Source organism: Xanthomonas sp. NCPPB 1067 (assembly GCF_020783795.1).
Taxonomy (GTDB): domain Bacteria; phylum Pseudomonadota; class Gammaproteobacteria; order Xanthomonadales; family Xanthomonadaceae; genus Xanthomonas; species Xanthomonas melonis.
In genome coordinates, this window is the sequence record NZ_JAJGQG010000004.1 from 1 (window position 1) to 25350 (window position 25350).

General features: G+C 66.3%; 23 protein-coding genes and 1 pseudogene. 15 read left to right on the forward strand and 9 right to left on the reverse strand.

Annotation, left to right across the window (positions count from 1 at the left end; genetic code table 11):
• The first annotated feature begins 442 nt into the window (after positions 1–442).
• A complete protein-coding gene (locus tag LL962_RS04300) occupies positions 443–847 on the forward strand; it encodes a Rap1a/Tai family immunity protein (RefSeq protein WP_228316038.1) in 405 nt (134 codons plus the stop codon).
• A gap of 210 nt (positions 848–1057) precedes the next feature.
• On the opposite strand, the gene LL962_RS04305 is transcribed toward LL962_RS04300, so the two are convergent.
• From LL962_RS04305 to LL962_RS04320, 4 genes are all read right to left on the reverse strand, one after another.
• Complete coding sequence (locus tag LL962_RS04305; RefSeq protein ID WP_228316039.1) at positions 1058–1699, reverse strand: hypothetical protein; 642 nt, start codon at positions 1697–1699, stop codon at positions 1058–1060.
• A 44-nt stretch (positions 1700–1743) separates the two neighbouring features.
• Entirely contained in the window at positions 1744–2871 is a 1128-nt protein-coding gene (locus LL962_RS04310; RefSeq protein ID WP_228316040.1) for a Cache 3/Cache 2 fusion domain-containing protein, read from the reverse strand.
• Positions 2872–3271: 400 nt separating this feature from the next.
• Positions 3272–3913 carry a response regulator gene (locus tag LL962_RS04315; RefSeq protein WP_104587017.1) on the reverse strand — a complete coding sequence of 214 codons (642 nt, stop codon included), beginning with the start codon at positions 3911–3913 and terminating at the stop codon, positions 3272–3274.
• A complete protein-coding gene (locus tag LL962_RS04320; RefSeq protein ID WP_228316041.1) occupies positions 3906–7010 on the reverse strand; it encodes a sensor histidine kinase in 3105 nt (1034 codons plus the stop codon). The genes LL962_RS04315 and LL962_RS04320 overlap by 8 nt, the downstream gene beginning before the upstream one ends.
• A 457-nt stretch (positions 7011–7467) precedes the next feature.
• Here LL962_RS04320 and LL962_RS04325 point away from each other — a divergent pair, with 457 nt between their 5' ends.
• The 7 genes and pseudogenes from LL962_RS04325 to LL962_RS04355 all read left to right on the forward strand — a co-directional run bounded on the left by LL962_RS04325 (position 7468) and on the right by LL962_RS04355 (position 13041).
• Positions 7468–7893: a helix-turn-helix transcriptional regulator gene (locus tag LL962_RS04325; protein WP_104587166.1), complete on the forward strand. Its 426-nt coding sequence runs from the start codon at positions 7468–7470 to the stop codon at positions 7891–7893.
• A pseudogene (locus tag LL962_RS04330) lies at positions 7890–8547 on the forward strand (hydrolase). Before LL962_RS04325 ends, LL962_RS04330 begins: the two are co-directional and overlap by 4 nt.
• A 20-nt stretch (positions 8548–8567) precedes the next feature.
• The gene (locus LL962_RS04335) at positions 8568–8981 is read left to right on the forward strand and encodes a DoxX family protein (RefSeq protein WP_425510050.1); all 414 of its coding nucleotides are present in this window, start codon (positions 8568–8570) and stop codon (positions 8979–8981) included.
• A gap of 113 nt (positions 8982–9094) precedes the next feature.
• A complete protein-coding gene (locus LL962_RS04340) occupies positions 9095–10936 on the forward strand; it encodes an amidohydrolase (protein ID WP_228316043.1) in 1842 nt (613 codons plus the stop codon).
• Between the two features lie 82 nt (positions 10937–11018).
• Positions 11019–12653, forward strand: coding sequence for an MFS transporter (locus tag LL962_RS04345; RefSeq protein ID WP_228316044.1), 1635 nt, complete (start codon positions 11019–11021; stop codon positions 12651–12653).
• Positions 12654–12655: 2 nt separating this feature from the next.
• Positions 12656–12886: a DUF1427 family protein gene (locus LL962_RS04350; protein ID WP_104587167.1), complete on the forward strand. Its 231-nt coding sequence runs from the start codon at positions 12656–12658 to the stop codon at positions 12884–12886.
• Complete coding sequence (locus LL962_RS04355; protein WP_104587021.1) at positions 12883–13041, forward strand: DUF1427 family protein; 159 nt, start codon at positions 12883–12885, stop codon at positions 13039–13041. Before LL962_RS04350 ends, LL962_RS04355 begins: the two co-directional genes overlap by 4 nt.
• A gap of 283 nt (positions 13042–13324) precedes the next feature.
• Here the strand turns inward: LL962_RS04355 and LL962_RS04360 are convergent, their stop codons facing one another.
• Both LL962_RS04360 and LL962_RS04365 read right to left on the reverse strand, forming a co-directional pair.
• Positions 13325–14149: an alpha/beta fold hydrolase gene (locus LL962_RS04360; RefSeq protein ID WP_228316208.1), complete on the reverse strand. Its 825-nt coding sequence runs from the start codon at positions 14147–14149 to the stop codon at positions 13325–13327.
• A 500-nt stretch (positions 14150–14649) separates the two neighbouring features.
• Positions 14650–15984, reverse strand: a complete 1335-nt coding sequence (locus tag LL962_RS04365; protein ID WP_228316045.1) for an Nramp family divalent metal transporter — start codon at positions 15982–15984, stop codon at positions 14650–14652.
• A gap of 143 nt (positions 15985–16127) precedes the next feature.
• Between LL962_RS04365 and mntR the strand changes: the two genes are divergently transcribed.
• From mntR to orn, 3 genes are all read left to right on the forward strand, one after another.
• Complete coding sequence (mntR, locus tag LL962_RS04370) at positions 16128–16595, forward strand: manganese-binding transcriptional regulator MntR (protein WP_104587023.1); 468 nt, start codon at positions 16128–16130, stop codon at positions 16593–16595.
• A gap of 56 nt (positions 16596–16651) precedes the next feature.
• Positions 16652–17107: a tRNA adenosine(34) deaminase TadA gene (gene tadA, locus LL962_RS04375; RefSeq protein WP_104587169.1), complete on the forward strand. Its 456-nt coding sequence runs from the start codon at positions 16652–16654 to the stop codon at positions 17105–17107.
• Positions 17108–17179: 72 nt separating this feature from the next.
• Entirely contained in the window at positions 17180–17764 is a 585-nt protein-coding gene (gene orn / locus LL962_RS04380) for an oligoribonuclease (RefSeq protein WP_228316046.1), read from the forward strand.
• 170 nt (positions 17765–17934) lie between these two features.
• Here orn and LL962_RS04385 read toward each other — a convergent pair whose 3' ends face one another.
• Both LL962_RS04385 and ppsA read right to left on the reverse strand, forming a co-directional pair.
• Positions 17935–18891, reverse strand: coding sequence for a mechanosensitive ion channel family protein (locus LL962_RS04385; RefSeq protein WP_104587025.1), 957 nt, complete (start codon positions 18889–18891; stop codon positions 17935–17937).
• Positions 18891–21284 carry a phosphoenolpyruvate synthase gene (gene ppsA / locus LL962_RS04390; RefSeq protein WP_104587026.1) on the reverse strand — a complete coding sequence of 798 codons (2394 nt, stop codon included), beginning with the start codon at positions 21282–21284 and terminating at the stop codon, positions 18891–18893. The genes LL962_RS04385 and ppsA overlap by 1 nt, the downstream gene beginning before the upstream one ends.
• Positions 21285–21426: 142 nt before the next feature.
• Between ppsA and ppsR the strand changes: the two genes are divergently transcribed.
• The 3 genes from ppsR to LL962_RS04405 all read left to right on the forward strand — a co-directional run bounded on the left by ppsR (position 21427) and on the right by LL962_RS04405 (position 23648).
• Positions 21427–22248 carry a posphoenolpyruvate synthetase regulatory kinase/phosphorylase PpsR gene (gene ppsR, locus LL962_RS04395; protein ID WP_104587170.1) on the forward strand — a complete coding sequence of 274 codons (822 nt, stop codon included), beginning with the start codon at positions 21427–21429 and terminating at the stop codon, positions 22246–22248.
• 201 nt (positions 22249–22449) lie between these two features.
• On the forward strand, positions 22450–22959 hold the full coding sequence (locus LL962_RS04400) for a DUF1249 domain-containing protein (RefSeq protein WP_104587027.1): 510 nt from the start codon (positions 22450–22452) through the stop codon (positions 22957–22959).
• 200 nt (positions 22960–23159) lie between these two features.
• Positions 23160–23648, forward strand: a complete 489-nt coding sequence (locus LL962_RS04405) for an NUDIX hydrolase (RefSeq protein ID WP_228316047.1) — start codon at positions 23160–23162, stop codon at positions 23646–23648.
• Positions 23649–23843: 195 nt separating this feature from the next.
• Here the strand turns inward: LL962_RS04405 and LL962_RS04410 are convergent, their stop codons facing one another.
• Positions 23844–24602: a 3-hydroxybutyrate dehydrogenase gene (locus LL962_RS04410; RefSeq protein ID WP_228316048.1), complete on the reverse strand. Its 759-nt coding sequence runs from the start codon at positions 24600–24602 to the stop codon at positions 23844–23846.
• A gap of 83 nt (positions 24603–24685) precedes the next feature.
• Between LL962_RS04410 and LL962_RS04415 the strand changes: the two genes are divergently transcribed.
• Positions 24686–25348, forward strand: coding sequence for a CDP-alcohol phosphatidyltransferase family protein (locus tag LL962_RS04415; RefSeq protein WP_208621428.1), 663 nt, complete (start codon positions 24686–24688; stop codon positions 25346–25348).
• Positions 25349–25350: the final 2 nt, after the last annotated feature.

Genomic DNA, 25350 nt, shown 5'->3' on the forward strand with positions numbered 1-25350 from the left:
CGCGCCCGTCGACTGGTGATGCATCATGATCGACTGGCCCACGTCGCCGAAGCGTGGGTCTGGTTGACCGAAGCGAGGTTGCTGCTTCGCCGGTTAGTAACTTGATTATGTAAACACCCTCTAAGCCGTGTGGGTTTGCGTGGCCTGTTGATGATGGAGTGGGGGGATCGGACGAGGACGGCTGCGCTCGTCCGTCGCCGCCGTTGCGGTTGGCGTGGTGATTGGTAATGCGGTTTGGCGGCAGCATGTCCGGATGTATGCTTGGACAACTGCTGTGCTACCCGGAGGCGCTTGTCACGAGGCACTCAGCGGCGGACCCGCCACGGGGCGATGCAGGCGCCATTGCGCGCGTGGTGAACTCCAACTGTGCAGAGTTGTGCAAGACGCTAGCCATGGACACCGCAGCCATTGGCAGCTTACCGATCTTCCTGAGGAACCATGCATGAGCTGTGCTGTCGTTTGCAGTAGTTTTCGAACGTTGGCTGCGGTGCTGCTGTGCGCAGCGATGCCGGCAGCATGGGCGCGTCCGTCCGATGCCGGGCGCACCTGGATCCTCAGTGGAGCCGAGCTGGTGCAGGCGATGGAGGGCAAACTGGGCGATCCGGCGCACAATGGCCCTGCGCGGCGTCAGTTGTCGAGTGCGCGCGCGCGGGCCTATATCGAGGGGGTGGCCGATGCCACCAGCGGGGTGCGCTGGTGCGGGGCAGGGAAGGTGCTTCCGCACGAGCTGGTCGATCGGGTCTACACCTATCACCGGGGGTTGCCCGCCACGCAGCTGCAACAAAGTGCAGCGACGCTTGTGGTCGATGCCTTGGCACAGGCATTTCCCTGCGCTTCCAGGCCTTGATTGGAGGTGCCTGCATACGTGGACGTGCGCTGCAGGAAAGCAAGGCGCCAGATCCTGCGATGCTCATGCATGGAGTGTCTTCGCAGATGAGCCATGCGATGCTCGGCTGTGGCCTGCGTTTTGTAGTGCAGCGCTTGCCGGGTGCGACCGCCGCGGCAACAAAAAGCCGCGCGATGCGCGGCCTGATGCACGACCCGCGGTGAGTGCGCTTCAGCGCAGCTTGGCCAGTGCCACGCGGGCGTCGGCCATGAACTTCTGCGCTTCCTGCGGTGTCGCCAGATTGGCGGCGAGCTGGCTGAGTACCTGCTCGATGTCGCTGGACGCTTCCCAGGCCTCGTCGCACAGCATGCCGGCGATGGGGCCGAGATAATTCAATGCGACTTTTTCCAGCACGTCGCGGACGCGCTCGTCTGGCGCGCCGGCGCCGCTGCTGGCGGACGCTGCAGGGGCAGGCGATGCCGCCGGTGCCGGTGCGGCTGCAGGCGCTGGAACAGCTGCGGGTGTGGGCGCAGCCGGCGCGCGTGCCGGCGACGGTGCACCACCGAGGTCCTGTTCGAACCCGCCCATCAGCCACTGACGCGAGTCCTCGCTCAATAGCGAGGGCTTGCCCGTGCCGGCGCCCGGATCGGCCTGGAAACGGGCCTTCGCTGCGCCGACCATGGTGAGCCGTTGCACCGCCTCGTCGTTGCGCAGCATGCGAAATACCACTTCCTCGATCTGCCCGGCGTTGATGCGGACGATGCAGGAATGGTTTTCCTCGGTGACGACGAACAGAAAGCCGGACGCCTTTTTCAATGCCAGCGCTCTGAGCTCGCGCAGGATCTCGATCAGCGGGCGGAATTCATTGGACATGGCGTCTTCCTGGCATCGTCTGGTACGGAGGCATCTGCAGTGGCTCAGCGCTTGCTCAGCCGCTCCATGGCCAGGCGGACACTATTGGACAGGCGCGAAATGGCACGTGCCAGGGTGCCGATTTCGTCCTTGAGATTGACCTCGGCGATGGTGTGGTTCCATTTGCCCAGGCTCAGTTCTTCGGCCACGGTGGTCAGGTGCTGGATGGGGCGCAACACGCGGCTCCAGATCAGCGCCCACTGCAGGCCGAGCAGCAAGGCGCAGACCAGCAGGCCGATACCGGCGATCCACAAAGACTGGCGCACGATGACGCCGTTGACGTCGCTCTTGGGGTACGCCGAGACCAGGGTGAAGCCCCAATCGGGCACTTCCTGCTTGGTCACGACCCAGTCGTCCGGCGTTTCCTTGACGATGCGCTCGATGGTGGCAGTGTCGGTGGTAGCGCCGGTGGTCGACTGGAAGCGCAGCTTGTTCTTGCTGTCGAAGACGGCGATGAAGCCGGAATCGAGCACGCGACGGCTGCTGACCACGTTCTCCAGGGCCTGGGTGTCGGCCTTGTAGCCGACGTACCATGCGCCGATCACGCGCTTGTCGCTGCCGGCGAAGATCGGCTCGTAGCCGGTGACGTAAGGGTTGCCGAGGATGTCGACCACGCCGTAGAAGCTTTCGCCGTTGCGCAGCTTGGCGGCTGCCTGGCCAGTGGGGTCGAGCACGGTGCCGATGGCGCGGCTGCCGTCGTCCTTCTTGACGTTGGTGGAAATGCGCACGAAATCGTCGCCGGTGCGCGAGAACAGCGTGGCGGTGCCTTCGTGGATGGCGGTCACGTCATCGAGCATGCTGAAGTCGTTGGCCTGCGGGCGCTGACCCAGCAACAGATCGTTGGCGTTGCGGTCTGCGACGCGGACCTCGTTGCCCAGGCTCGGCGCGCCGTGCGCGTTGGCTTCCTTGCGCAACTGGCGCATCGAGGAATTCACACGGTCCAGCATCATCGAGCGGGTGACGGCGAACAGGGTCTGCAAGGACACCGACTGGCGCTCGATGGAGTCGCCGGCCTCGAACCTGACCCGGTTCGCTTCGGTAATGGCCAGAATGACCGTCAGTGCCACCACCACGACCAGCACCAAGGCCAGCACCGGCAGCAGCAGGCGCACCCGCAAAGAGTGACGAAGCATCGCAATTCCCCTGAACGCGTTTAAAAGATGAAGCGACTGACGCCGAAGCGAGGTACGGCGGTTTGGTCTAGCCCTTATCGGCCATCAGTGACGGTGCTGAAGCGGCCCCCATGCCGCACGCGGTGCATACGATAGCCTAAGCCGATGCCTTTGACAGTACGGCTCGAGCGCGGCGTGTGCCTGGCGTTCAAGAATCGTGGACGGTGTGGCACCCCGTCGGCCATAGTGCGGGATGAAGCTCACCGTCGGTGTGCGCCCGGATCGGCGTTGGCGGCTGCGGTATGGCCGGATGCCGCACTCCGCTCGTTGCGACGGTGCCGAAGCGAGCGCGTGCGCTGTGTGCCTGGCGCCGGCAGCCCGGCGTCTCGGGTTCGACTCGCAAGTCGCGGTCCGTCCCCGCTCAGGTGTCCAGCGACAGGATGCCGCGGCGCAGGGCCACCGTGACGGCATGCGTACGGTCGCGCACGCCCAGCTTGCCCAGGATGTTCTTCATATGCGCCTTGACCGTCTCTTCGGAGATCGCCAGGGCATTGCCGATCTGCTTGTTGGAACAGCCGGTGGCGACCAGGCTCAGTACTTCGGTCTCGCGGGCGGAGAGCGCATCGTCGAGTACATGCGCGGCGATGTTCTCGGCCACCGAGGCGGGCACCTGGCGGCGCTGACCGCGGCGCACGTCGCGAATGGTGTCGATCAGCTCGCGCCGCAGCGCGCTCTTGAGCAGGTAGCCGCAGGCGCCTGCCTGCAATGCGCGCACCGCACGCACGTCGCCGGTATAGGTGGTCAGCACGATGACCTTGGCCAGCGGGTCGACGCGGCGGATACGCTGGATGGCTTCCACGCCGTCCACGCGCGGCATCTGCAGATCCATCAGCACCACGTCGGGGCGCAGGCTGGCATAGCAGGCAACTGCCTGCTCGCCATCTTCGGCTTCGCCCACGACGCGCATGTCGCATTCGGCGGCCAGCATGGCGCTCAGGCCGTCGCGCAGCAGCGGGTGATCGTCCACCACCAGGACGTGGGTCGGTCGGACCAGTTCAGCCATCGCGGCGCTCCGTGGGTGATACGTGTCGAAATGGCCACCACCAGCGTGGCGGGCTGGCATAGGCGGTACGTGCGGGCAGTGCGATCTGGATTTCGGTGCCGCTGCCAGAACGCGACCACAACTGCATCTTGGCGCCGATGCGCTGTGCGCGTTCCTGCATGCCGGTCAGCCCCCAGTGTCCGGTGCGGGCGTGACCATGCAAGACATCCGGATCCAGGCCGCGGCCATCGTCGCGGATGCGCATGACGAAGTCACGTGAACCGTAACGCAGTTCCAGCGCGATGCGGCTGGCGTTCGCATGCCGGTCGGCATTGGCCAGGGCTTCGCGGCCCAGTTGGAACAATTCGTCGGCCACCAGCGGACGCAGCGCCATCACCCGTCCTTGCACCGACACCTGCAGCTCGGCCGCGCGCGCTGACACGCTCGCGCTGCGGGCGCGTTGCAACGCTGCAGCAAGCCCTTCGCGCAGGCCGTGGCTGTCGCGCAGGCCGTTGACCCGTTCGCGGCCTTCGACCAGCGCGGTCTCGGCCAGATCCACCGCATGTTCCAGCTCGCGCCGGCGCGGGTCGTCGCAGGGCAGCGACCGGCTGGCGACATGCAGGCGCAGGATCAGCCCCTGGGTACCCTGCAGCAGGGTGTCGTGCAGTTCGCGGGCGATGCGCTCGCGTTCGCGATAGCGCTCTTCCAGGCGCGCGCGCAGCCGGCCGGCCACATGCCGGGTGCGCAGGCGCCAGGCGACCGCAAGCGCGAGCAGCGCGGCCAGGACGCCACAGAGCCTGAACTGCCAGGTCTGCACGAACGCGGCATCGATGACGAAGTCCAGCGTGTCGCCACGTTCGTTCCAGACGCCATCGTCGTTGGCGGCGACGATACGGAAGCGATACCGTCCCGGCGCAAGATTGGTATAGAACGCCTCGTTGCGATTGCCGGCGTCCTGCCATTGCGCGTCCACACCTTCGAGGCGGTAGCGAAAGCGCACCCGTTCGGGCCGGGTCAGGCTGACCGCGTCGTACCCGATGCGCAGGCGGTCGGTCCATTGCGGCAGGTGCAGGCCTTGCGTGCGCGGGTAGGGCCGATCGTTGGCCACCACATCGGTAATGAAGACATCCGGTGCGGTGGGGTTGCGGTGGGTCTGCTCGGGGTCCAGCCAGGCCAGGCCTTGATTGGTGGTGAACCACAACAGGCCATCGGCAGCGGCGTGGGCGGTGGGTACCGGCGAAGCCTGTTGGGCGACGCCGGGCAAGCCGTCCAGGGTGTCGTACACGCGCAGCGCGGGGCTGACCACGCCGGTGCGGACGCTGTCCTGCAGGGCGCGTTGCGGCAGTTGCACCACGCCGCGGTTGCCGTTCAACCACAGCGTGCCGCGGCGATCCTGCACGATGCCGGTGATGCCTTGCAGGAGCGGATCGGCCTGGTCGGCCACCCGACGGAAGCGACCATCGGCGCCGAGCGCGGCCAGGCCGGTTTCGCCGGCGACCAGCGTGAGTGCGGCGCTGTGCCAGATCGCAGTGATCGGGCCGACCGCCAGACCCTGCCTGGCCGCATACCGCTTCGGTCGCCGGCCCTGCAGCATCCGCACCTCACCGTTGACGGTGCCCACCCACAGGCTGCCGTCGGGTGCGATGGTCAGTACCGAACAGGCGGTGTCCTGCGCATCGGCGAGCGGCAGCCAGCGTTGGCCATCGAAGACGGCTGGGCCACTGGCGTCGGGGCATACCCATGGACGGCGGCGGTCATCGACTGCGAATGCGCGGATGGCTCCGGTCGGCACGTCATGCGGCAGCGTCACCCTGTGCGGACGGCCATCCTGGACGTGCAGCAGCGACTGTTCCCCGAGCACCCAGGCATCGAGATCGGGCGGGATGGCCAGCGCGGTGGTCCGCGTGTCTGGCGACGCTGCGCGCTGCAGTCGCGCGAGGCGCTCGCGGCTCAGCGCCAGCAGGCGCCCATCGCGCAGGCTGGCCAGCAGCGGGCGCGACGAAGTGCCTGGCAATGCCTCGAAGGTGGCCACCGCCATGGCCTGGCCTGGCAGCAACGGCGCCAGAGGAAGCAATGCGCGGTGCCGGAAGCGGTTGAGTCCCAGGTTGGTGCCCGCCCACAGATTGCCTTCGCGATCTTCCAGCAAGGGCCCGGCAGTGGCCGAGGTCAGCCCCTGCGCAGCGCTGAAGCGTTCCGGTCTGGCGCCGGGCGCCGCAGGTGTGGCGATGCGGAACAGCCCGTGCGCGGCGTAATCGCTACCCCACAACGCGCCATCGCGCATGAAGCGGATGCGCCGTGCGAACAGCCCGGGAAATGCGGGCCGTGCGCGCGCGTTCGCCGGCAGCAGCGCACCGCGTGTATCGGTCAGTGCGAACACGCCACGCGACGGGTCGGCGACCCACACCGCACCGTCCGGGCTTTCGGCCAGGGTGGCGTAGTGGCCAACGGTCTGGCCGCTGGGGGCAAACCGTGCCGCACCCGGCCGCAGCGACAGAATCTGCGCCCCGTCGCTGACCCACAGCACGCCGCGGCGATCGCGCAGCAGCCACTGCGCGCGATCGCGCGAGTAGCCCCATTCCGGGCCGGCACGATGCCAGCGCTTGCCGTCGAACCAGCACAGGCCGCCGTCGCTGGCTGCCCACAGCCGTCCGCTGCCATCGCGCTCGATCCGGAACACCATGCCGGCCGGCACGTCCTTGCCGGCGGCGAAATGGGTGAGGTGGCCGTCGGCCAGGCGGTCGATGCCGGCGTTGAAGTAGCCGATCCAGGCCGTGCCGTCCGGCTGCAACGACAGCGCGGTCATGTTGTGTGAGGCGTAGGTCTGGCCGACCGGCGGCGCCTGCCTGGTGAAATGTTCGCCGTCGAACTGGAACAGACCGAAACCGGTCGCCAACCACAGGGGGCCGGTATCGGCTTGCTGGATGTCCCAGATATCGGCCGGCGCGCCGCGTTCGGTGCTCCAGGCGGTGTGATGGAACTGCAGCAGTCCCGCGCGACCGGAGGCGACGCCGGCCGCCTGTGCGGGCGCGCACGCCAGCAGGCAGGCGCACAGCATTGCCCATATCGCAACACGCAGGCGAGACGATGCTGGCGATGGAATGACAGGCTCATGCGGCATCGCGGCATTGTCGGGCGAGATCGAGGGAAGCACCAACACCTCTTTCGGGGGAGCGACGTGGACCACCCGATCGGTTACGCAGGTGGCGCGCGATTGCATCGCGCGGCGGATGGCTGTCGCGCAGCGTGCGCTACCAGGCGGGTGCAAGGTCGGCGGTGGAAGCGGAGCGGCATCGCGGAGGTGCTCGATGGCGGTGGCGTTCGCCTGTCTGCCGTGTTGCGGAATGCATCGGTGCCAGGCGCCGCATCGCACCGAACGCCGATGTTGCCAGCAGCGCTCGGGCCGGCGTTGCCATCGCGATTGGTACACGCCCGCCCCCCGAAAGAGTGAGCGATCGGCCTCACCATCAGGGGTGGGGCGATCGGCTTGGCCGCCGCACCATGGCCGCATTCCTTACCAGAGACGCCGTATGGCAGGTCCGTTTCTCGCTGTGCGTCCCGGCGCAGAGGTTGGCTGCATGTCGTTGCCGCATGCCACGCGGGCACGCGCCGTGGCCAGGGCGCTGCACTACATCGACACGCATCTGTGCGAGCCCATCTGCGTGACGCAACTGGCTGGCGCTGCGTGCATGAGCCGCTTCCATTTCGCACGCGTGTTCCGTGAGGCGACCGGCGCCAGCCCCATGGAGTATCTGCGCCAGTGTCGGCTCGAGCGCGCGCAGGCAATGCTTCGCGAGGGCCGCCACACCATCAGCCAGATCGCCACCGACCTGTGCTTCTTCGACCAGAGCCACTTCGTGCGCAGCTTCCGCAACGCCACCGGCTGCACGCCGGCACGCTTCGCTGCGCGAGTGGCCATCGATAACGGCTCAAGCGCATTCCAGGCGTCGGCACCGCGGTGCACTGCGCCTGGCTTTTCCCCTTCCCTGGAGCACCCGACATGAGCATCGCCACCGCCGTTCCCGGCAAAACCCTGTTGTCTCCCGGCGATCACGCTCTGATCCTGATCGATCATCAGTCGCAGATGGCGTTCGCCACGCACACCATCGACATCTCGGCGCTGCGCAACAACGTCGCCTTGATCGCCAAGGGCGCCAAGGGTTTCGAGGTCCCGGTGATCCTGACGACAGTGGCGGAGAAGTCCTTCTCCGGACCGTTGTTTCCCGAATTGCCGGAGATCTTCCCGGGTGAGCCGGTGCTGGACCGCACCAGCATGAATGCCTGGGAGGACCAAGGCGGTGATCGATCGCGTCAACAGGATCGGCAAGCAACGCCTGGTCATCGCCGGGCTGTGGACCAGCGTTTGCATCGTCGGGCCGACGCTGTCGGCGATCGAGCAGGGCTTCGAGGTCTATGTCGTCACCGATGCCTGCGGCGATGTCAGCGACGAAGCGCACGAACGCGCGGTGGCCCGCATGCAGCAGGCCGGTGCGGTGCCGATCACCAGTGTGCAATATCTGCTGGAGCTGCAGCGCGATTGGGCGCGCGGCGACACCTACGAGCTCACTACCGGCATCGCACGCGCGCACGCCGGCGGCTATGGCATCGGCATCCAGTACGCCAAGAGCATGTTCGGCGCGCAGGAAGGCGGGCATTGAGCGCATCCACAGCACGCGGCATGCATGGCCCTGCGGCGGCGCTGCCGATGCTGCGTCTTGCCGGAGGCGGATTCCTGCTGCCGCACGGATTGGGCAAGTTGCTGGGCTGGTTTGGTGGCCCGGGATTGCCCGGCTTCGCCGCTGAATTGCAGCAGTTCGGCGTTCCCTCTGGCGCGCCACTGCCGTTGCTGCTGGCACTGGGACAGACGCTGTCCGGCCTGGCCGTGCTGCTGGGGTTGTGGACGCGCGCAAGTGCTGCGCTGGCGGCGGTATTCATCGCCGCGACGGCGCTGGTGGCGATGCCCAAGGGCTGGTTCTGGATGCACGGCGGCATGGAATACCCGGCGATGTGGCTGTTGGTGTTGCTTGCATTGGTGGCTGCCGGTGGCGGCGCATGGTCGCTGGATGGCCTGCGCAGGCGCGGTGCGACATGACCGGCAGCGCAAGCGATCACGATCCCGGACGCCGCCGATGGATGCAGGGGGCAGCGGCGGGTCTTGCGTTGGGCGCGTTGCCCGCGACGTCGTCTGCCGAGAGGACAGTGCCGATGGTTGATCTTGTCGTTCGCAATGCACGCATCACGACGCTCGATCCACGCTTGCCCGGCGCCACAGCGCTTGCGGTGGCCAATGGCCGCATCGTGGCAGTGGGTGACGACGCGCAGATCATGGCAATGGCCGATGGCGCCCAGGTCATCGATACGCAGGGGCGGCGCCTGCTGCCCGGGCTCAACGACAGTCATACCCATCTGATCCGCGGCGGGCTCAACTACAACCTGGAACTGCGCTGGGATGGCGTGCGTTCGTTGGCCGATGCAATGGCCATGCTGAAAGCCCAGGTCGACCGCACACCGGCCCCGCAGTGGGTGCGCGTGGTCGGTGGCTTCACCGCGCATCAGTTCGTTGAAAAGCGTCTGCCGACGCTGGACGACATCAATGCGATTGCGCCGGAGACACCGGTATTCCTGCTGCATCTGTACGACCGCGCGTTGCTCAATCGCGCCGCCTTGCGCGCCTGCGGTTATGACAGGACCACACGCGATCCGCCTAGCGGCCACATCGAGCGCGACAAGCTGGGCAATCCCACCGGCCTGTTGCTGGCCAAGCCCAACGCGCTGATGCTGTATGCAAGCCTGGCCAAGGGACCGCGCCTGCCGCTGGAATACCAGGCCAATTCCACCCGCCATCTCATGCGCGAACTCAACCGGCTGGGCATCACGTCGGTGATCGATGCCGGTGGTGGCTTCCAGAACTATCCGGAGGATTACCAGGTCATCGAGCAGCTGCATGCGGCCGATCAGCTGAGCGTGCGTATCGCCTACAACCTGTTCACCCAGAACAAGGGCAAGGAGGTGGCCGACTTCCGCGGCTGGACCGAGCTGCTGCCCGTGCGCAAGGGCGACGATCTGCTGCGCCACAACGGCGCCGGCGAAATGCTGGTGTTCTCTGCTGCCGATTTCGAGCAGTTCAGCGCGCCGCGCCCGGAGCTGCCGCCGGAGCTGGAACCCGAGCTGGAACAGGTGGTACGGCTGCTGGCGGAAAAGCGTTGGCCGTTCCGTATCCATGCCACCTACGACGAGAGCATCGGGCGCATTCTCGATGTCTACGAGAAGGTCAATGCCGACATACCGTTCGATGGCCTGCACTGGTTCATCGATCATGCCGAGACCATCACGCCACGCAATATCGATCGCATCCGCGCCTTGAATGGCGGTATCGCCGTGCAGCACCGCATGGCCTACCAGGGCGAGGCCTTCGTGCAGCGCTACGGCGTGCAGGCGGCCCGGCAGACGCCGCCGATACGCCGCATGCTGGCCGCAGGAGTTGCGGTGGGCGCCGGCACCGATGCCACCCGCGTGGCCAGCTACAACCCGTGGGTGGCGCTGTCGTGGCTGGTCACCGGGCGTACCGTGGGCGGGATGGCCCTGTATGGCGAAGAAAACCTGCTCGATCGCGAGCAGGCCTTGCGGTTGTGGACGCAGGGCAGTGCCTGGTTCTCCGGCGACGAGTCGCACAAGGGCACTCTGGCGGCGGGCCAACTGGCCGATTTCATCGTGTTGTCGGACGATTACTTTCGGGTCGACGATGCCGCCATTGCCGATATCACCAGTGTGCTGACCGTCATGGGGGGACGGGTGGTGCACGGCGCTGGCGACTTCGCCGCGCTGGCGCCGAGTCTGCCACCGGCCATGCCGGACTGGTCGCCGGTCAACCGGTTCGGGGGGTATCAGGCCAGCCACAGCGTAGGCACGCTGGCCGGTACCGCGCATCGACACGGCAGCGGCTGTTCTGCGCATGGGCCGCATCGACATGCCGCGCACCATGCCGCGCCCAGCGGCGATCTGCGTGGATTCTGGGGAGCGCTGGGCTGCTCGTGTTTCGCCTTCTGATGCGGGCCATTGCTTGCCGCCGCGTGCATGCCCGGTCTGTTGCCGGGATCGTCTGTGCGGTGTCCATTGGAGCCTTGCCGCGATGATTTCTACTGGCACGCCAACCGATGGCGGCGCCTGGACTCCGCTGCGCGAGCCGATCTTCCGTGCGTTGTGGCTGGCGATCCTGGGCAGCAATATCGGTACCTGGATCAACGATGTCGCCGCCTCCTGGGTGATGGCCGGGCAAACCGGCTCGCCGCTGATGGTGGCGGCGGTGCAGGCGGCTACCACCTTGCCAGTGGTGCTGTTCGCGCTGGTCGCAGGGACGCTGGCCGATAGCGTCGACCGTCGCCGCTACCTGCTGCTGACCCAGGGCTGGATGTTGCTGGTGGCCGGCGCACTGGCCTTGTTCGCGCAACTGCAGTTGCTGACACCTTGGGTGTTGGTGGGCTTGACGTTTGCGATGGGTGTGGGCGCGGCGATGGCGATGCCGGCGCAGGCAGCGATCGTCTCGGAACTGGTGCCACGCCCGATGCTGGCATCGGCGGTGGCGCTCAATTCGATCGGAATGAACATTGCGCGTTCGATCGGCCCGGCGATCGGCGGCCTGATCGTGGCGCAGTTCGGTCCTCCCTGGGCCTTTCTGCTCAACGGTGCGACGTTCGGCTTGATGTGGCTGGTGTTGTGGCGCTGGCGTCGCGACGCGCATGCCTCGACACTGCCGCCGGAAAGCTTTGGCACCGGCCTGCGCGCCGGTCTGCGTTATGCCGCGCACGCTGGCCGGCTGCAGGCAGTGTTGATCAAGGCCGCCGGCTTCTTCCTGTTTGCCAGTGCGTTGACCGCCTTGCTGCCGTTGGTCGTTCGCCGCGACATGCAACTGGGCGCCGGCAGCTATGGCATCTTGCTGGGCTGCATTGGTATCGGCGCCATTGGCGGCGCCTTGTTGCTGCCGCGCCTGCGGGCGCGCTATGACCGCGATGTGCTGGTGTTCGTCGCCACGCTGGTCTGCGCGGTCTCGCTGCTTGGGCTGGCACTGTCGCGCCAGATCGCGGTGCTGTGCGCGGTGATGGTGGTCAATGGGCTGGCCTGGATCGCTGTGCTGTCGTCATTGCAGATCGCCGCGCAGACTGCCGTGCCCGCCTGGGTGCGTGCGCGCGCGTTGTCGCTGTACATCGTGGTGTTCTCGGCCGGCATGGCAGCCGGCTCGCTGATCTGGGGAGCACTGGCGCAACGCACCTCGATCGCGGTTGCCCTGCAGATCGCTGCCGCAGGCGCGGTGATTGCGGCGCTGCTGGTCAAGCGTGCCCGCATCGCCGGTACCGAGCAGCAGGATCTGACGCCGGGTGGTCATTGGCCGGCACCGGCGCAGGTGGAAGCGGTCGATCACGATCGTGGACCGGTCCTGGTGACGGTGGAATACCACATCGCTGCCGAGGCACGCGCGGTCTTCGTGCACCTGATGACGCAACTGGGCAATGCGCGGCGGCGCGACGGAGCAGTGGTCTGGGGGATCGCCGAAGACGCGGCCACTCCGGGCGTGCAACTGGAATACTTCATCGTTGCCTCGTGGCTGGAGCACCTGCGCCAGCACGAGCGCGTCAGCGGCGACGATCGCCAGCTGCAGGAGCAGATCCGTGCACTGCATCAGGGCGAGCGCGCCCCGTTGGTCCGTCATTTTGTCGGCGGTGGTGGGATCGGCGTGCCGCCGCACGCGCATTCGGAACCGCTGAGATGACGGTGAACTGGAAACTTGTCATCGGCCTGGCGCTGGGGATGGCCATTGGTTCCGGATGCCGGATCGCAGGAATTCCATCGCCTGCGCCGACGGCATTCGTGGGCGCGCTACTGGTATTGGCAATGACCTGTGGCTATGTGCTGGCGGACCGCTTCATGGCCAGGCGCGCCGCACGCAACCTGCGGCATTGCGGTGGGCCAAGCGGCCGTCCGCCCGGACAGGGCGAGGCGTGAGCATGGCCGTGGTCGGTGTATTGCTGGCGTTACTGATCGGCGTCGGCTGCCGCATGCTGGACCTCCCATTGCCCGCACCGCCACGCCTGACCGGCGCGTTGCTGGTGGTCGCGATGAGCGGCGGTTTCATCCTTGCGGATTGGGTGCTGCGCTAGGTCGTCGCCATCGCTGAAGATCCATCCTTGTGCGATCCCGCTCCCAGGTGGCCAATGACGCGCTTCGGGCCGCGCAGCCTGGCCGATCGCACCGAGCGTCCTGCCGACCTTGCGTCGCTTATCGCGATCTCTTTGCGGCGAAAGCACCTGCGTGGCCCGGCGCACACGTAGCGCCGATCGTGCACGGGTCGAGCCTGCGGCCCGGCCTGCGTCGCCATCGGCCAAACCTAAAGCAAAGGCCGACTCTCGCGAGCCGGCCTGCGTGGTTGCCCTGTTGCAGCAATCAGGCCTTTGCGAACGCCAGCAGATCCTTGTTGAACTGATCGGCATGCGTGACGGTCAGCCCGTGCGGCGCGCCGGCATAGATCTTCAGCTCGGCATGCTTAATGATCTTGGACGACAGCTTGGCCGACGCATCGATCGGCACGATCTGATCGTCGTCGCCATGCACCACCAGCGCCGGCACATCGATCTTCTTCAGGTCGGGGGTGTAGTCGACTTCGGAGAATTCGCGGATGCAATCGTACTGGCCTTTGTGGCCGCCCAGCATGCCCTGCAGCCAGAACGCATCGCGCATGCCCTGGGTGACCTTGTGGCCATCGCGGTTGGCGCCGAAGAACGGTGTGGTCAGGTCCTGGTAGAACTGCGAACGGTCCTTGGCCACGCCCTCGCGGATGCCGTCGAACACGCTCATGGGCAAACCGCCGGGATTGGTCGGGCTCTTGACCATCTGCGGCGGCACTGCGCCGACCAGCACCACCTTGGCCACGCGCTTGCTACCGTGACGACCCACGTAGTGCGCCACTTCGCCGCCGCCGGTGGAATGGCCGACCAGGATCGCGTCCTTCAGGTCCAGCGCCTCGATCACTGCCGCCAGGTCGTCGGCATAGGTGTCCATGTTGTTGCCGTCCCAGGTCTGGCTGGAGCGGCCGTGGCTACGACGATCGTGCGCGATCACGCGGTAGCCGTGCTGGCCCATGAACAGCATCTGCGGATCCCAGGCATCGCCGCTGAGCGGCCAACCATGCGCGAATACGACTGGCTGGCCCTTGCCCCAGTCCTTGTAAAAGATGTTGGCGCCGTCGGGGCGTTTGACGAAATTCGACATCGGGTTGACTCCGTGGGTGGACGAGTGTGACGAGGCGACAGGAACTGGCTGGAGAGCGGCGGCAGTCGCCAATGCGGGCAGCGACAACGCTGCCACGGCGGCCGTGCTGGAGACGAGAAAGTTGCGGCGGCCGGCGTCGACCGGATGCGCCTGGGACGTATCCATAGGAACTCCTGAGGGAGAGGGCATGCAGCGGCAGTCGCATGACGCGATGCAGGCCATTGGCGCATGCGCCACGTGGGTGACGCAGGTCGGGGACATGCCGGTGCATGCGGGAAGTAGACCGCTTCCGGCGGCGGTGCAGATTGCACCTGCGTGCGCTCTGTGCGACGCGGCTGCGCCGTTGCAGATCAGGTCGATCGACGCAACCGGAAGTATGCGAGGAATCGCTGCGCATCCCGCACCGGGCCATTGCTGGTATTCGCCATGATGACCGCTGCACGCTATTGATCGGCTGTTTGCCTGGGACGAGCGATGGCAGCGTGACGCGCTTGCCGGGATCAGTGCAGTGCGGTGTCCCACAGCAGCTTGACGTTCAAGGCCACGATCACCGTTGCAATCACCCACGCCATGCGCACCAGCCATGCCGGCGCCACCAACGCACCCATCAGTTGGCGGTCGGAGACGAACCGCACCAGCGGTATCACTGCGAACGGCAACTGCATCGACAGCACCACCTGGCTCAGGACCAACAGCCGCGCGGTGCCGGCCTCGCCGTACATCCAGGTCACCATCACCACCGGCACGATGGCGATGCCGCGGGTCAGCAGGCGGCGCTGCCATGCCGGCAGCCGCAGCTGCAGGAACCCTTCCATCACGATCTGCCCAGCCAGGGTGGCGGTCACGGTGGAGTTGATGCCCGAAGTGAGCAGGGCGACCGCAAACAGGGTCGAGGCCAGGCCCACACCCAGCATCGGCGCGAGCAGGGCGTGCGCCTGCTCGATCTCCTGCACATCGGTGCGGCCCTGCGCATGGAACACCGCTGCCGCCAGGATCAGGATGGAGGCGTTGATGAACAGCGCGAACATCAATGCCACCGTGCTGTCGGTGACCGCCCAGCGCAGTGCAGAGCGGCGTCCCGCATCATTGCGCGGGTAGGCGCGCGTCTGCACGATCGACGAATGCAGATACAGGTTATGCGGCATCACCGTCGCACCGATGATGCCGATGGCCAGATACAGCGCCTGTGGGTCGGTCACCACCTGGGCGCGCGGAACGAAGCCGCCCAGCACGGCCGCGACCGGTGGCGCTGCCAGCGCGATCTGGATGCCGAAACAGATGAAGATGATCAGCAGCAAGGCCATGACGAAGGCCTCCAGCGCGCGGAAGCCGCGGTTCATCAGCAGCAGCACAAGCACCACGTCCACCGCGGTGATGATCGCGCCCAGGGTCAGCGGGATACCGAACAGCAGTTTCAACGCGATCGCGGTGCCGATCACCTCGGCCAGGTCGCAGGCGATGATCGCCAGCTCGCACAGGACCCATAGCGACAGGTTCGCCGGGCGCCGATAACGCGCACGGCATGCCTGCGCCAGATCCAGCCCGGTCGCGATGCCCAGCCGCGCCGACAGGCTCTGCAGCACGATCGCCATGATGTTGGAGAGCAGGATCACCGACAGCAGCAGGTAGCCGAACTGCGAACCGCCGGCCAGATCGGTGGCCCAGTTGCCCGGATCCATGTAGCCCACCGACACCAGATAGCCGGGGCCGAGAAAGGCCAGCAGCCGGTACCACCAGTGCCCCCTGCGGGGTACGGCGACACTGGAGTGGTGGTCGCCGAGGCCCCCATCGGCGTGGGCGGGCGAGCGGGCGGGAGCGAGCTTGTCGGCGTGCATACGGGGTGGCAGGGCGCAGTCGGCCGAATGATATAGCAATTGCTATGCTATTGAGCATTGGCAAACCCAATCGTAATGATCGGTCGCGTGCTTCACACTAGTGCCCTGGGGCACCGATGCCGGGCGCAATCACGAGGACGAGGGTGGGCAAGAGCGAGAAGCTGGAGGCGGCCGCGCCGTCCCTGATCGATGCGCAGGTGCATGTGGAGAGCTTCCGCCAGGTGCGCGAGGCGCGCCGGGCAGAGCTGGTCGAGGACTACGTGGAGCTGATCTCCGATCTGTTGGTGGACGGTGGCGAGGCACGTCAGGTCGACATCGCCGCGCGTCTGGGCGTGGCCCAGCCCACCGTGGCCAAGATGCTTAAGCGACTGGTGCGCGATGGATGGGTGGTGCAGCGCCCGTACCGCGGCGTGTTCCTGACCCCGGCGGGTGAGGCGTTGGCCGCGTCCAGCCGCCAGCGACACCAGATCGTCGAGCGCTTCCTGCTGGCCCTGGGTATCGATGAGGCCACCGCGCGCCGCGACGCCGAGGGCATCGAGCACCATGTCAGCGAAGCCACCGTGGCGGCCTTCGCCGCTTTCCTGGATCGGCAGGGCGGCAGCGGGGCGTGAGCGTATCGCCCGATGGCCCCGTCGATCACGCGCCGCTGCCGGCGGATCAGCAGTGGATGCGGCATGCCTTGCAGCTGGCCGAGCGTGCCGAGCGCGACTATGACGAGATTCCGGTCGGCGCGGTGCTGATCGACGCGCAGGGCCAGCTGCTGGGCGAAGGCTGGAATCTCAACATCGCCAGCCACGACCCAAGCGCGCACGCCGAGATCGTGGCGATGCGCGAGGCAGGGCGCCGCCTGGCCAATCACCGGCTGCTCGGCTGCACGCTGTATGTCACCCTGGAGCCATGCGCGATGTGCGCCATGGCCATGATCCATGCGCGCATCGCGCGGGTGGTGTTCGCGGCCAGCGATCCCAAGACCGGCGCCTGCGGCAGCGTGTTCGACCTGTTGGCCGACCCGCGCCACAACCACCGCGTGCAGGTGGTCGGCGGCGTGCTGGCAGCCGAGGCGAGCCTGCGGCTGACCAATTACTTTCGGGCCAAGCGCGGCAAGCCGCCGCTGCTGCCTTGAGCCACATGGGCGCGGTATGATGCGCGCCCTTTCCAGCACTCGGCCGGCGACGGCCTTCCACAGGACGGCGACATGGCAGACACCCTTGCAGGCAACGACCGACTGATCTGGATCGATCTGGAAATGACGGGCCTGGATACCGACCAGGATTCCATCATCGAGATCGCCACCATCGTGACCGATGCGCAGTTGAACGTGCTTGCCGAAGGGCCCGAACTGGCCATCGCCCACCCGCTGGCGATGCTGGAAGCGATGGACGAGTGGAACCGCAATCAGCACCGTCGCTCGGGTCTGTGGCAGCGCGTGCTCGACAGCCAGGTCACCCATGCGCAGGCCGAAGCGCAGACGGTGGCCTTCCTGAGCGAATGGATCCGCGCCGGCGCTTCGCCGATGTGCGGCAACTCGATCTGCCAGGATCGCCGCTTCCTGCACCGCCAGATGTCGCGGCTGGAGCGCTACTTCCATTACCGCAACCTGGACGTGTCCACCATCAAGGAACTGGCGCGGCGCTGGGCGCCGACGGTGGCCAATGGATTCGCCAAGAGCTCGGCCCACACCGCCCTGAGCGACGTGCGCGATTCCATCGACGAACTGCGGCACTACCGGCAGTTCATGGGCGCGCTGGGCGGCGACGCCGCCGCCGGGGTGGAGGGCTGAGCGCCAGGCGCACTCCCGCTTGCGTTGGGGGTGGCCGCGCTCCAGCCTCAACAGGCGTGAGCGCCAACGTTCGGGCCGAACGAGCGCAGTCGCTGCCGGATCGGATCTGAGCCGATAGAAAAAGCCGCATCTTTCGATGCGGCTTTCTTGTCTCGATCGACTGGTCGCGCTCACCGCGCCAGTGGCGGCCCCTTGGTGAGATCGCCGTCGTCGGTGATGCCCTTGAGCAGCAGATCGGAGAGCGGCTTGCCGTCGGCATCGTGGTGATACACGTGCAGATCGCGCTGCGGATACGGGATATGCAGCCCGTTCTCCAGCAGTTGCGTGCGGATCTGCTCCAGCGTGGTGCTCTTGGCCGCACCGAAATTGCCGTTGGTGGCATAGGCGAACAACATCAGGTCGACCGTGCTTTCGCCCAGGTTGGTGACCTGCACGAATGGCGCCGGCGACTCCAGGATGTTCGGATTGTCCTTGGCGATCTGCAGCAACAGCTGTTGCGCCTTCTTCAGATCGTCGTCGTAGCCCACACCGACCGTCACGTCCAGGCGGCGGTTGGGCAGGGTGCTGTAGTTGATGATGGGGGCGGTGGTGATCGTGCTGTTGGGCAGGGTGATCATGCGTTCGTCGAAGGCGCGTAGCCGGGTCTGGAAGATCCGGATCTCGTCGACGATGCCTTCCTGCCCGGCGATCACCACATGGTCGCCATCGCGCATCGGCCGCAGCACGATCAGCATGACGCCGGCAGCGATGTTGGACAGCGAGTCCTTCAATGCCAGACCGACCGCGAGGCCGGCCGCACCCAGGACCGCGATCAACGAGGTGGGGGGCACGCCGATCTGGCTCAAGGCGCTGACGAAGACCAGCACCAGCAGCAACGCATACGCCACGTTGCGCAGGAAGTTGGTCAGCGTGGTTTCGATCCGTGCGCGCGTGAGCGCGCGATGCAGCCACTGGCTCAGCTGCTTGGCCAGCCACATGCCGATCACCACGATCAGCAGCGCCAGCCCGCAGTTGAGGGCGTACTGCGCCCAGTTCACGCTCGACCAGTCGAAGGCCGGCGACTTCGCCGCCGGCTTGGCAGCCGCTGCTCCCGCAGCGACCGCCGTCATTGCACCCAACAGTCCCATCAGCTCTCGCTCTTGAGCTTGGCCAGCCGCAGCCAGGTATCGACCACGGTGTCAGGATTCAGCGACACCGACTCGATGCCTTCCTGCATCAGCCACTCGGCCAGTTCCGGGTGATCCGACGGCCCCTGGCCGCAAATACCGACGTACTTGCCTTTGGCACGCGCCGACTTGATCGCCATCGACAGTAGCTTCTTCACCGCGAGATTTCGCTCGTCGAACAGGTGCGCCACGATCGACGAATCGCGGTCCAGGCCCAGGGTGAGCTGGGTCAGATCGTTGGAGCCGATCGAGAAGCCGTCGAAGATCTCCAGGAATTCATCGGCCAGCAGCGCGTTGGACGGCAGCTCGCACATCATGATGATCTTCAGGCCCGGCTTTCCATCGGCACCGTCGCCCTGCTTGAGCCCGTTCTGCTCCAGCACCTCGATCACCTTGCGGCCTTCTTCCAGCGTACGCACGAACGGGATCATCACCCAGAGGTTGTCCAGGCCCATCTCGTTACGCACCTTCAACACCGCCTTGCACTCCAGCGCGAACGCCTTGGCGAAGGACGGATCGACGTAACGGCTGGCGCCGCGGAAGCCGATCATCGGGTTTTCTTCGTGCGGTTCGTAACGCGAGCCGCCGATCAAATTGGCGTACTCGTTGGACTTGAAGTCCGACAGCCGCACGATCACCGTGTTCGGCGCCACCGATGCCGTCAGCGTGGCGATGCCCTCGGCCAGGCGGTTGACGTAGAAGCTCACCGGGTCGCCATAGCCGGCGATCTTGGCATCGATCTTCTTGCGCACCTCCGCATCCTGCTTGTCGTACTCCAGCAGGGCGTTCGGGTGGATGCCGATATGCGCGGCGATGATCATCTCCAGGCGCGCCAGGCCGATGCCGGCGTTGGGCAGCTGGCCGAAGTCGAACGCGCGTTCCGGGTTGGCCACGTTCATCATGATCTTGAGCGGGGCAGGCGGCATGTTGCCCAGGTCGGTGGTGGTGCGCTCGAACGGCAGCAAGCCATCGTAGATGAAGCCGGTGTCGCCCTCGGCGCAGCTCACCGTGACCTGCTGGCCATCGCTGATCGCATCGGTGGCATTGCCCGAGCCGACCACGGCCGGTACGCCCAGTTCGCGCGCGATGATCGCCGCGTGGCAGGTGCGGCCGCCGCGGTTGGTGACGATGGCCGAGGCGCGCTTCATCACCGGCTCCCAGTCGGGGTCGGTCATGTCGGCGATCAGCACATCGCCCGGCTGCACGCGATTCATGTCCTCCAGCGAGCGCACCACGCGCGCGACGCCGCTGCCGATCTTGGCGCCGACTGCGCGTCCTTCGACCAGCACCTTGGCGTCCTTCGCGTCCAGCGCGAAACGCTCGATCTGGGTGGCGTGGCTACGCGACTTCACCGTTTCCGGACGTGCCTGCACGATGAACAGCTTGCCGCTGACACCGTCCTTGGCCCACTCGATATCCATCGGGCGGCCGTAATGCTTTTCGATCACCAGGGCCTGTTTGGACAGTTCCTGCACGTCTTCGTCGCTGATCGAGAAGGTGCTGCGCAGTTCTGCCGGCGTGTCTTCGATGCGCACGCGCTCGCCCGGAACGTCCGAATACACCATGCGGATCGCCTTGCTGCCGAGCGCGCGGCGCAGGATTGCCGGCTTGCCCGCAGTGAGCGTGGGCTTGTAGACGTAGAATTCGTCCGGGTTGACCGCGCCTTGCACCACCATTTCGCCCAGGCCGAAGCTGGAGGTGACGAACACCACGTCGCGGAAACCGGACTCGGTGTCCAGCGTGAACAATACGCCTGACGACCCCACACCCGAACGCACCATCAGCTGCACGCCAGCCGACAGGAACACGTCCTCGTGCTTGAAACCGTGGTGCACGCGGTAGGCGATCGCGCGGTCGTTGTAGAGGCTGGCGAACACTTCCTTGACCTTGTGCACGACATCGTCGGCGCCGGTCACGTTGAGGAAGGTTTCCTGCTGGCCAGCGAACGAGGCGTCCGGCAGGTCTTCGGCAGTGGCCGAGGAACGCACCGCCACCGCGACCTCACCGCCGCCATTCTCGGCGCACAGCGTGTCGTAGGCGGCACGGATGTCGCGATCCAGTTCCGGCTGCAGCGGCGCATCGATGACCCAGCCGCGAATCTCCTTGCCGGCTGCGGTGAGCGCATTGACGTCTTCGACGTCCAGCGTTTCGAGCTTGTCGAAGATGCGCTTGGACAGGTCGTTGTGCGCGATGAAGTCCTTGAATGCCTCGGCAGTGGTCGCATATCCACCGGGAACCGAGACGCCCAGCCCGGCCAGGTTGCCGATCATCTCGCCGAGCGAGGAGTTCTTACCGCCTACGCGGGCCAGATCGGCCAGGCGTAGCTCATGCAACCACAGGATATTCTCGTTCAAGCGCGATGCTCCGTATGGCCATCGCCCGAGCGGGCTGGATGGCCGCGTCCGTAGGAAGAAGCCGCTATGATGCAGTGCACAGCGGAATCTGCACAAGCATGAACCCGTAAGTTTTGGACACCAGTTCAAAGAGGTGGTCTTGATGTCAACAATCCGGCCGGTGTTCTACGTCTCCGATGGAACCGGTATCACCGCTGAAACCATTGGGCATAGCCTGCTCACCCAGTTCAGCGGATTCAACTTCGTCACCGACCGCATGTCGTTCATCGATGATGCAGAAAAAGCGCGCGACGCCGCCATGCGGGTGCGCGCCGCAGGCGAGCGGTACCAGGTGCGCCCGGTGGTGGTCAATTCGTGCGTCGATCCACAATTGAGCATGATCCTGGCCGAAAGTGGCGCGCTGATGCTGGATGTGTTCGCGCCCTTCATCGAGCCGCTCGAGCGCGAGCTCAATGCGCCACGTCACTCGCGGGTCGGGCGGGCACACGGCATGGTGGACTTCGAGACCTACCATCGCCGCATCAACGCGATGAACTTCGCGCTGAGCCACGACGATGGCATTGCGCTCAACTACGACGAGGCCGACGTGATCCTGGTCGCGGTGTCGCGTGCGGGCAAGACCCCGACCTGCATCTATCTGGCCTTGCATTACGGCATCCGTGCCGCCAACTACCCGTTGACCGAAGAGGATCTGGAAGACGAACGGCTACCGCCGCGGCTGCGCAACTACCGCAGCAAGCTGTTCGGCCTGACCATCGATCCGGAACGCCTGCAGCAGATCCGTCAGGAACGTCGCGCCAATTCGCGTTACAGCGCGGCGGAGACCTGCCGGCGCGAGGTGTCGATGGCAGAGCGCATGTTTCAGATGGAGCGCATTCCGTCGCTCAGCACCACCAACACCTCGATCGAGGAGATCTCCAGCAAGGTGCTGTCGACCCTGGGGCTGCAACGCGAGATGTTTTGAGGAGCCGGCATTGGCGGGGCGGGATTCGGGATCGGCAAACGAGCGGCGCGTTCGCCATCCGGAGGCTGTCGCGATTGGTCGGACGGCCTGCTGGCAATCCAGGGAAGGCAAGCGGGCGGGGCAGTGCTCTGCCAAGGTAGGCCCGTCGTCCGGGCCTCGTCAATGCTGCCGGTGCGGCAGCGCAGCGTGTAGGATCGGTGCATGGCCCAAGCATTGAGCAAACTGGACATCATTCCCCGCCTGAGCCGGTTCGGTTGGCTGATGGGCCTGTATGCAGAGAATTTCCAGCACCTGACCCGGCTGTTCGCGCCGGCCGACCTGGCGCCGGGGTCTTATCTGTCTTCGATCGGGGATGGACTGGACCTGCGCCTGGATGTGATCGAGTGTCACCGCTACACCGTCGAGCTGCGCCTGACCTACGACCTATGCGATCCGGTGACCGGCGAGCCCGACCCGTCGGCCTATGTGCGCCTGTACCGCGATGCGCGTCAGGCCGAGACCACGCATTGCTACGTCGGCCGTCGCTGGCAGGACGTCATGGGCATGTTCCCGCCTCCGGCAGAGCTGATCAGCCACCGGATGCGCATGAACACCTTCCTGGGCAAATGGCTGGAATATCTGGCCGAGCGCGGGCATGGCGTGGCCACGCTGCGGCTAGACAGCGAACACGTCGCCCCGCCGCGTCCGGGCGCGCAGGCCGCAGTCGGCTGAGCCTCGCCCGGCGGCTCGCCGACTGTCCAGGCGAGCACGACCGGTGATTCACTCCTGCAATGCTCAGGCTTGCCCTGATGGGCCCACCCGCGTGTGCTGGATCGCGCATCGCATCGTCCCAAGCGCGGTGCAGCCGTCCTGTGCCGCTCGTTGAGGCGCCGCATCGGTCATACTGCCGCGCTTTGCGTCCGATCTCTGCCATGCCCTATACCCCGATCGTCGCCACGCTGGGTTACCTGTTGTCGCCGGACGGCACGCAGGTGCTGATGATCCACCGCAATGCCCGCCCGGGCGATCAGCACCTGGGCAAGTACAACGGGCTCGGCGGCAAGGTCGAGCCGGACGAAGACGTGCTGGCCTGCATGCGCCGCGAAATCCGCGAGGAGGCCGGCGTGGAATGCGGCGACATGCAATTGCGCGGCACCATCAGCTGGCCCGGCTTCGGCAAGCATGGCGAGGATTGGCTGGGCTTCGTGTTCCTGATCCGCAGCTTCGAGGGCACGCCGCAGGCATCCAACCACGAAGGCACGCTGGAATGGATTTCCCTTGCGCAGATGGATCGGGTGCCGATGTGGGAAGGCGACCGCAACTTCCTGCCGCTGGTGTTCGACGGCGATCCGCGCCCGTTCCACGGGGTCATGCCGTATCGCGACGGGCGCATGCAGTCGTGGAGTTATTCGCGGATCTGACGCAGTGGCATCGGCCGGAGCAGCGATGCAGCTGCGGCCGACGCCGCGCGGCAGGTCAACGACCTTGCCAGCCGCTGCAGCACAGGGTTTTCCACATCGCCTGTGGATGGACGCTGCGCAAGTCTGTGGACAACTGCAGCTGCCCCTTGCGCCGCAACGCTTGCGAAGCGGGTGGCGAAAATTTCACCAGTTCCGTCATTGGGCGGTCCAGCCGCCATCGATGGCGATGGCTTGCCCGGTGATGTTGCGCGCGGCATGCGACATCAGGAAGGCCACCGTACCGGCCAGTTCGTCGTACTCGATGAAGGCGCCCTTGGGCATCGGCTTGAGCATCACATCGCGGACCACGTCGTCTTCGGCGATGCCGCGCGTGCGCGCCTGGTCGGCGATCTGACGCTCCACCAGCGGCGTGCGGACATAGCTCGGGCACAGCGTATTGACCGTGATGTCGCAATCGGCCGTCTCCAGCGCAACGACCTTGGCCAGGCCGACCAGGCCATGCTTGGCGGCGACGTAGGCGCTCTTGTAGGGGCTGGCGACCAGCGAGTGGATGCTGCCGATATTGACGATGCGTCCGTAGCCGGCGGCGCGCATGCCGGGCAGCAGCGCGCGGCTCAGGCGCGCGGCGCCGGTCAGCATCACGTCCACCAGCAGCGCCCAGCGCTGCATCGGGAAGGCTTCCAGCGCGGCCACCTGTTGCAGGCCGGCATTGTTCACCAGCACCTGCGGCGCACACGATGCGGCAGCCAGCGCCTGCGCGATGCTGTGCTCGTCGCTCACGTCCAGCACCAGTGCCTCGGCCGAACCACCGGCCCTGCGCAGTTGCCGGGCGGTTCGTTCGGCGGCGGCCAGATCCTGGTCGCTGACCAGCAGGTGATGGCCTGCGTCGGCCAGATGGGCGGCGATGCCGGCGCCGATGCCACTGCCGGCGCCGGTGATCAGGATATTGCGCATTGGGGTCCTCGCAGGGCGGGGCGCTGCCAGGAGCGGCCGCGCGGATCGCCAGCCTAGCCGAGTGCGCCGCCACGGTCGCCTGCATGGCGCGCGCGCGTTACCCTTTGCGCCTCGCTTTCCTCGGGTCCCGCATGAAACGCCATTTTTCGATGCTGCGCGATTTCCAACTCGCAGACTGGTTCACCCTGGCCAACGCCTTTTGCGGTACCGGGGCGATCTTCGCGGCGATGCGCTTTCTGCAGGAAGGCCACCGCGGCGATCTGCTGCTGGGGATGGCATTGATCCCGCTGGCCTTCGTCTTCGATGCGCTGGACGGCCACGTGGCGCGCTGGCGCAAGGCGTCCTCCACGCTGGGCCGGGAACTGGACTCGCTGGCCGACGTGATCTCCTTCGGCGTGGCGCCGGCCGCGCTCGGTTATGCCTGCGGCATGCGTGGCGGCTGGGACTGGCTGGTGCTGAGCTATTTCGTCTGCTGCGGCGTGAGCCGGCTGGCGCGCTATAACGTCACTGCCGAAGAGATCGCCGGCGATGCCGACAAGGTGCCTTACTTCGAGGGCACGCCGATTCCGACCAGCCTGGTGCTGGTGATCCTGCTGGCGGTGGCCGCCAGCATCGGCCATATTGGCGATGCCCTGTGGTGGGGGCAGTGGCAGCTGGGTCCGTGGCAATTCCATCCACTGGTGCTGCTGTTCGCGCTTTCCGGCTCGTTGATGATCAGCAAGACACTGCGCATCCCCAAGCCCTGACC